Annotated in this window: 5 protein-coding genes and 1 pseudogene; 2 read left to right on the forward strand and 4 right to left on the reverse strand. The window is 39.7% G+C overall.

The window, feature by feature from the left end:
* Positions 1-1,472 precede the first annotated feature (1,472 nt).
* From ACFINK_RS04005 to fumC, 4 genes and pseudogenes are all read right to left on the reverse strand, one after another.
* Complete coding sequence (locus ACFINK_RS04005; RefSeq protein ID WP_375630099.1) at positions 1,473-2,360, reverse strand: outer membrane protein; 888 nt, start codon at positions 2,358-2,360, stop codon at positions 1,473-1,475.
* Between the two features lie 625 nt (positions 2,361-2,985).
* Positions 2,986-3,205 (reverse strand): annotated as a pseudogene (locus ACFINK_RS04010) (lyase family protein); the annotation flags it as partial.
* A 670-nt stretch (positions 3,206-3,875) separates the two neighbouring features.
* A complete protein-coding gene (locus ACFINK_RS04015; RefSeq protein ID WP_375611601.1) occupies positions 3,876-4,067 on the reverse strand; it encodes a hypothetical protein in 192 nt (63 codons plus the stop codon).
* A 132-nt stretch (positions 4,068-4,199) separates the two neighbouring features.
* Positions 4,200-5,588: a class II fumarate hydratase gene (fumC, locus tag ACFINK_RS04020; RefSeq protein WP_375638305.1), complete on the reverse strand. Its 1,389-nt coding sequence runs from the start codon at positions 5,586-5,588 to the stop codon at positions 4,200-4,202.
* A 227-nt stretch (positions 5,589-5,815) separates the two neighbouring features.
* Between fumC and groES the strand changes: the two genes are divergently transcribed.
* Both groES and groL read left to right on the forward strand, forming a co-directional pair.
* The gene (gene groES / locus ACFINK_RS04025; RefSeq protein WP_005774667.1) at positions 5,816-6,112 is read left to right on the forward strand and encodes a co-chaperone GroES; all 297 of its coding nucleotides are present in this window, start codon (positions 5,816-5,818) and stop codon (positions 6,110-6,112) included.
* 58 nt (positions 6,113-6,170) lie between these two features.
* A partial coding sequence (gene groL, locus ACFINK_RS04030) for a chaperonin GroEL (RefSeq protein ID WP_375638306.1) occupies positions 6,171-7,745 on the forward strand: 1,575 nt, incomplete at its 3' end.

Consider the following 7,745-nt stretch of genomic DNA (forward strand, 5'->3'; position numbering starts at 1 on the left):
AACCTCGAATACCGTAGGATTCTCTCATTTCAAGTCTGCTTATAGTAAATCAACCAAAATCATGTCGCTCGTGCGTTACAAGCTAGATGAGCTCGCGTGGAGTGAAATTTTACAAAAAATGAATAAAAATGCCTCTTATGCCGTTTCAAGGGCATCATTGGAGGTAAAGTGTATGATGGATGGTGCCAGCTTGCACTTTTATGAAGTGTAGAGATGGTGCTCTATAGATTTTATATTCTTGTAGGTGCTGTCGTAAAATGGGCTTGAGGGTTTTGAGAGCTGTTTCTTTAAAACACGCATGTGAATTGGCAACCAAAGTGTCTTGAATTTGAGTGTGTTTGGTTTGAAGCGTTGTCGTATGACATGAGGGGCGTGATCGCCAAAAAGATATGTGAGCAACAAAAACATGGGGCAATGTGTAATCTCCTCTCTTTAAAAGACAGGAGCATGAGAGGTTTAAAAAATAGTGCTTTAGAGGCTTTATAGATTTTATATTCTTGTAGGTGCTTTCGCAAAATGGGCTTGAGGGTTTTGAGAGCTGTTTCTTTAAAACACGCATGTGAATTGGCAACCAAAGTGTCTTGAATTTGAGTGTGTTTGGTTTGAAGCGTTGTCGTATGACATGAGGGGCGTGATCGCCAAAAAGATATGTGAGCAACAAAAACATGGGGCAATGTGTAATCTCCTCTCTTTAAAAGACAGGAGCATGAGAGGCTTAAAAGATTTTGCTTTAGAGGCTTTTGAAAGTCGTAAAGCAGAGGGAAATGGTAAGATTAGAAATTGGTTTTTACCTTGACAACTTCATGTTCTCCCTAAATGAAGCTGTCTCCCCGTTATAGAAATTACATAAACAGAGAACCGCAATATCCTCTCTCCACTCTGGCATACAATAGCGGTAAAATACTGTCGTTTGAAGTGTGGTCATATAGGGCATACTTCCTTGAAACGTTACAGTATTTTTTTCGGTGTGTGTTGGATATTCTTCAGTGTTTGTCTTGCTTGAGATTTAAGGGCATTCCATGAGGAGGAGCCCAAAGAAGCCCGCCCAATATCCCCCAAGAGTCTCCAAGGGTTTTTGTGCTTTTATAAACGGACATGGTGTTTAAAAATGGGTGTTTAGAATCTTTATCCTTTAAGAGCGGGGAGGCCAAGTCAACATCATCTTATAAAACTGCAATTGATGCACAATATCCATATTTATTTTAAAGAAATATCTCTTAAATAACGGCTCTCATTTATTTTACGATGGCGCCCAGTGGTATGATGGTAAAGCTTTTATATTCCAAAGGCATTACATGAAAGGCTGAGAGGATAGGAGCTTGCTTTAAGAGAGGGAGAGGTTGGATTGTTTCGTGATTATTTGTTTACAGTTTAGTACTGGTTTTTAGAATCTACGTCTTTTTAGTGCAAAGGGGCATTAAAAAACCCCGTTTTTAACGGGGTTTTTTAATCGTTCAACTTTTCTAAAAAACTTAGAATTTATAAGCGATACCAAAGCGAACATCATGCGTTTGAGAAGAGATTTTAAGGTTATCGTTTGCAAATTTCTTTTTAAAAAAATCTGAATAACGATATTCTGTCCGCATAATGATATTATCTGTCATTGCAAGATCAAAACCACCACCAACAGTGTAACCAAACATTGTTTTTGTCTCATCTAACACATTGCCAGAAGCAAAAATTGTCGAATCTTCTTGCGATTTTGATAAAAGTGACATGATATATTGCATCTGTCTATAGGCTATACCCCCTGCAATATAAGGCATAAGACGATGGGAAGCAAAACCAATGCGCGCGCGCGTGGCACCAGACCACGTTTCTTTCAATGTTACACTGCTAACAACAATGTCACCATAGTTGGATATCGTTTCACCCTGAGCTGCAGGTTTTATGATAGGAATCCCAGCTTTTTTAAAGGCAATGTTAATGGAGTTTGATTCATCTAGAATTTTCTTTCCATTGTCTGTTTGGGTGCTTTTCCTCCCAGACCAGACCATATCGGTATCAAAACTGAAAACAAGATCTCCCAGATCAATATTAGAACCTGCATACAAACCTGCTCTCAATCCTGATAGTTTCGGTGATAAATCTCTATCAACCAAAGCCCATTTTCCGTCCCTGGCTTCTTGTGCGTAATTTAGAGTATTTTTATTGGAAAAATATCCAATTTGTCCTCCAAAATAAAAACCAGACCAAGAAAAAGGCGCAGAAACAGTAACCGGTGAAATACGTGACGATGAAACATCTTGCAATGAAACCTTCGGTTCTGATTGCTTAAAGATTACTGTATCTGCTGCTTGCGCTGTTGAAGCGGTAATGAAGGTGAAAATAGATAGTGCAACTAAACATTTTGTTTTCATAAAAACGTCCCCAATTTATTTCAGATACAAATCGCATTATATACGAATTGGTTAAAAAAATCTATATTTAATATCATTATGAAAACTAAAACATTCAAAAACTCTATAATTATCCATATTTAAGCGTTCTTGAAACTTGTTTTCATGCTATTATCCCGCGTTTATATTGATTTTTCAGTATTTTTATATACTCTTTCAGTGTTCTCTGTGTTTTAGAAAAAATTATAGTATAGTAAACAAGCTTTCTATTTGTTAAAAAAATATTACTTTATATACATTAAAACACTTTTTGTTATTAAATGTATTATCCATTATGATTGACACCAATGTGCTTAAATATTCAATTTATCGTAAAAATGCATATTGGCACCGTCATATTCGTTGCTCGTTTTTGATATTGCATAGCTTTGTATTGCGGTAGCCTTTTGAGCACTCGAGGGGATGGGCGACTTTATTTCTTTTTTATCTATATGCCACTTTTGCTTATAATAATCTAAGCGAATAGTTTTGATTGATTGAATGGAATACGAAGAATCAGAAGGAGTAAAGTGCGAGAATCTCAAGTCTCATGAGGTTTCTTATGCGCCATGTAAAACGGATAAACTCTCCGTTCCGTTCGCTTAAAGCCGGAACGTGGATGAGAGCCTAAAAACTGAATGTCGTTGGCTATTTTAAAGAGATTAGCGCGTGCATTCAGGTTTTTGTGGAAATGGGTGAGGGCGCCATAATGGGCAAATGCCTCCAATTTCTTGCGAGCTGTCAAGGATATCCCCGTTAGAGAGCTGATTGTTTCAGCAAAGGTCAAAACCTTTCGGTGCATTGAATTTTGTTCCAACAGCTGTTCCTCTATTGAGCACCCCCATCTTCACGCTTCATAAAAGAGACATTTTTCAATGTTCCTAAACCCATTTCATGACAGCGATTGTGAATGATATAATAATAAATCTATTGAGCACTCCCATCTTCACGCTTCATAAAAGAGACATTTCTCAATGTTCCTAAACCCATTTCATGACAGCGATTGTGAATGGTATAATAATAAATCTATTGAGCATCTCTTTTACGCTTCATAAAGGAGCACGCCGGTACCATTACTATATTTGCCAGTTCGTGGGGTGTTGTGACAGTCCTCTCCACAATGTTGTGACAGAGGCCCCTTTGTCCGTTGTGACAGTCCTTGGCACTTGAGGTGGTTCATTAGAGGCGTTTGTAGTTCTTATCGGATACAATTTCTATTCACATATTCATTGCGTTTGTGATGTGCAAGTCAATGATTTTGATTGATGCAACATGGGACCGATTTAAAATGAGAAAATCTTACGGTATTTAGGATTCTCGTTCAATATGGATAACGCTAGATTATCATTATAAATAAACACATTATCTCATTGAGATAAGAGTTATCTACCCAATGTTATCAATAATGATAACATTGTAAAGCGTAACTACGATGAATTCATTAATCTTTTTATACTTCGATTGAAATTATGTCTATTAATACCGATTTTTTTGAGCTCATTCTGTTTGGTTGATAGCTAATAGATTTTCAAAATCAAAACGCGAAGCTAGAATGAAAAACACCTTAAGGTCATATCCATTTAAATCACTTTCTGCCAGTATAGCCATTGGGTGTTGAGCTATGACTATCCATGCCTTTGCAAAACCGTTGTGCCTTTTAAGTACAATATAAGCAACAAAACCACCCATAGCATAAATGCGGATCAGAGCCTAAAATGAACGCTGTGGGTAATTGTTATCGGTCATCATCGGGGTGTTTACACCCCGATCTTTTGACAGAAAGATTTGTTTAAGATGTTTGCATCTTTTTTAGTGGGTTGTTTATTGGGGAGCAATCATCTTTTTAGGATCAACTAATCGGTCATAATCCTCTACAAAAACACCTGCTTTTAATGCTTCGGTGCGCAAAGTTGTATCATTTTTATGCGCTGCTTTGGCAATTTCAGCAGCTTTTTCATAGCCAATTTCTGGTGCAAGAGCTGTGACTAACATGAGTGAGCGCTCCATGAGTGAGTGAATATGAACACGATTAGCTCGTAATCCTTGAATGCAATGCATATCAAAAGAACGCATGCAATCACCAAGAAGGGTAATTGATTGTAAAACGTTATAGCCAATAACAGGTTTATAAACGTTGAGTTCAAAATGTCCTTGGCTTGCGGCAAAGGTTACGCTGGTGTGATTACCAAAGACTTGGCATGCGACCATGGTTAAGGCTTCACATTGCGTGGGGTTGACTTTGCCGGGCATAATAGAAGATCCTGGTTCATTTTCAGGAAGACTGAGTTCCCCTAAACCGGAACGTGGACCAGAGCCTAAAAACCGAATGTCATTGGCAATTTTAAACAGATCAGCAGCGAGAGCATTCAAGCTCCCGTGGAAATGCGCAAGGGCACCATGATGGGCAAGTGCTTCAAATTTATTGCTGGCAGTTTGGAACGTTATTTCTGTGAGAGTGCTCACTGTTTGCGCAAAAGCAACGTCAAAACCTTTTGGCGCATTCAGCCCTGTGCCAACAGCCGTACCACCTTGAGCAAGCATTTGGACATCGGTTAGAGCATTTTCAATACGCTGACGATTGGCTTCTAATGCGGCACGATAGCCTGAAAATTCTTGCCCTAAGGTTAAAGGGGTTGCATCTTGCGTATGGGTGCGGCCGATTTTAATGATATCTGCAAATTCTTGCTCTTTTTGTTTTAATGTCGCAATAAGAGCTTCAAGGATTGGCAGTAAGTGTTGGCGTGTTTGCAACGTGGTGGCAATGTGAAGCGCCGTGGGAAAGGAATCGTTCGATGATTGGCTCATGTTGACATGGTCATTGGGATGAACTGGTTTTTTGCTTCCAAGTTTTCCTCCCAAAATCTTACTAGCACGATTAGCAATGACTTCATTGACATTCATATTGCTTTGTGTGCCAGAACCTGTTTGCCAGACGGACAGTGGAAAATGCGTATCAAAATCGCCAGCAAGCACTTCATCAGCGGCGGCAATAATTGCTTTTCCAATATTTTCTGGTAGTTTTCCTTTGCCCATATTTACAATCGCTGCTGCTTTTTTGACAAGGACTAAGGCATAGATGATGGCAAGAGGCTGCTTTTCACTGCCAATATTAAAATTATGCAGAGAACGTTCAGTTTGTGCGCCCCAATAACGATCTTGACGTACCGAAATCGTTCCAAAGCTATCCGTTTCCTGACGTGTTTCAACCATGATAAGATCCTTTTTTGTTCACGGGTTCTCAAAAAAGATAGATAACGCGAAAGTGCAATAAGAGGCAAGACTTTGAAGCTTCATTTAGAGAAATTATTTTTATGGCTATTCTTGACATTGAGAGATGCCGATTTTATATCTAACACATGCTAGCACTCGTAATTTGAGAGTGCTAGCAAGAACTTTTAAGATTAATTCAATTATGTTCAGTTTTAAGGATTTAAAACATGGCTAATATACAATTCCGCCCACTTCACGACCGTGTCGTTGTCCGTCGGGTTGAATCTGAAAATAAAACGGCTGGTGGGATTATCATCCCTGATACAGCAAAAGAAAAACCCCAAGAAGGCGAAGTGATTGCTGTTGGCAATGGCGCTCTCGATGATAACGGAAAGCGCGTGCCTTTAGAAGTCAAAACAGGAGACCGTATTTTGTTTGGAAAATGGTCTGGAACTGAAGTCAAGATTAATGGGGAAGACCTCCTCATCATGAAAGAATCTGACATTATGGGAATTATGGGCTAATTGAAGCACTTAGTTTTTCATTGTGTACTATTTTGAGAAAACTCCAAGGAGAAATTAAATGGCTGCTAAAGAAGTCAAATTTGGCCGTGAAGCGCGTGAGCGTTTGTTGCGCGGTGTCGACATCCTTGCTAATGCTGTTAAGGTGACACTCGGCCCTAAAGGTCGCAATGTGGTGATTGATAAATCATTCGGTGCGCCTCGTATCACAAAAGATGGTGTATCCGTTGCAAAGGAAATCGAACTGGAAGATAAGTTCGAAAATATGGGTGCACAAATGTTGCGCGAAGTTGCTTCTAAAACCAATGATATCGCTGGTGATGGAACAACAACAGCAACTGTTTTAGGACAAGCTATTGTGCAAGAAGGTGTTAAAGCTGTTGCTGCGGGCATGAACCCAATGGATCTTAAACGTGGGATTGATGCTGCTGTTGAAGAAGTGGTGGCAAACCTCTTCAAAAAAGCAAAAAAAATTCAAACTTCAGCAGAAATTGCACAGGTGGGAACAATTTCCGCTAATGGCGCTGCTGAAATCGGTAAAATGATCGCTGATGCTATGGAAAAAGTGGGCAATGAAGGCGTCATTACCGTGGAAGAAGCTAAAACCGCTGAAACGGAATTAGAAGTCGTTGAAGGAATGCAATTTGACCGTGGGTATCTTTCCCCTTATTTTGTCACAAATGCTGAGAAAATGGTCGCTGATCTTGATGATCCTTACATTCTCATTCACGAAAAGAAATTGTCTAATTTGCAATCTCTTCTTCCTGTGCTTGAAGCTGTTGTTCAGTCTGGAAAACCACTTCTCATTATCGCTGAAGATGTGGAAGGTGAAGCTTTGGCAACGCTCGTTGTCAACAAATTGCGTGGTGGTTTGAAAATTGCTGCTGTAAAAGCTCCTGGATTTGGTGACCGTCGTAAAGCAATGTTAGAGGATATCGCTATCTTGACATCCGGACAGGTTATTTCTGAAGATGTGGGCATTAAACTTGAAAATGTCACTTTGGATATGCTTGGACGTGCAAAGAAAGTGAATATTTCTAAAGAAAACACCACCATTATTGATGGTGCTGGACAAAAGGCTGAAATTACTGCTCGCGTCAATCAAATCAAGGCTCAGATTGAAGAAACAACTTCTGACTATGACCGTGAAAAATTGCAAGAAAGACTTGCTAAACTCGCTGGTGGTGTTGCTGTTATCCGTGTGGGTGGTGCAACAGAAGTTGAAGTGAAAGAAAAGAAAGACCGTGTTGATGATGCTTTGAATGCAACACGTGCTGCTGTTGAAGAAGGTATTGTTGCTGGTGGTGGTACCGCATTGTTGCGTGCAGCAAATGCGTTGACCGTTAAGGGAAGTAATCCTGACCAAGAAGCTGGTATTAGTATCGTTCGTCGTGCTCTACAAGCACCAGCGCGCCAGATTGCAAGCAATGCTGGTGAAGAAGCCGCTATTATTGTGGGCAAAGTGCTGGAAAATAATGCTGACACTTATGGTTACAATACCGCAACTGGTGAATTCGGTGATTTGATTGCTTTGGGAATTGTTGATCCTGTGAAAGTTGTGCGCTCTGCTCTTCAGAATGCGGCTTCAATTGCGAGCCTTCTGATCACAACAGAAGCAATGGTTGCTGAAGTTCCA

Source organism: Bartonella sp. AA16NXGY (genome assembly GCF_042197325.1).
Lineage (GTDB): Bacteria > Pseudomonadota > Alphaproteobacteria > Rhizobiales > Rhizobiaceae > Bartonella.

Bases quoted from the DNA above. Each gene is read 5' to 3' on its own strand.
- ACFINK_RS04005 (WP_375630099.1), bottom strand. From the start codon at position 2,360: ATGAAAACAAAATGTTTAGTTGCACTATCTATTTTCACCTTCATTACC.
- ACFINK_RS04015 (WP_375611601.1), bottom strand. From the start codon at position 4,067: ATGGGTGGTTTTGTTGCTTATATTGTACTTAAAAGGCACAACGGTTTT.
- fumC (WP_375638305.1), bottom strand. From the start codon at position 5,588: ATGGTTGAAACACGTCAGGAAACGGATAGCTTTGGAACGATTTCGGTA.
- groES (WP_005774667.1), top strand. From the start codon at position 5,816: ATGGCTAATATACAATTCCGCCCACTTCACGACCGTGTCGTTGTCCGT.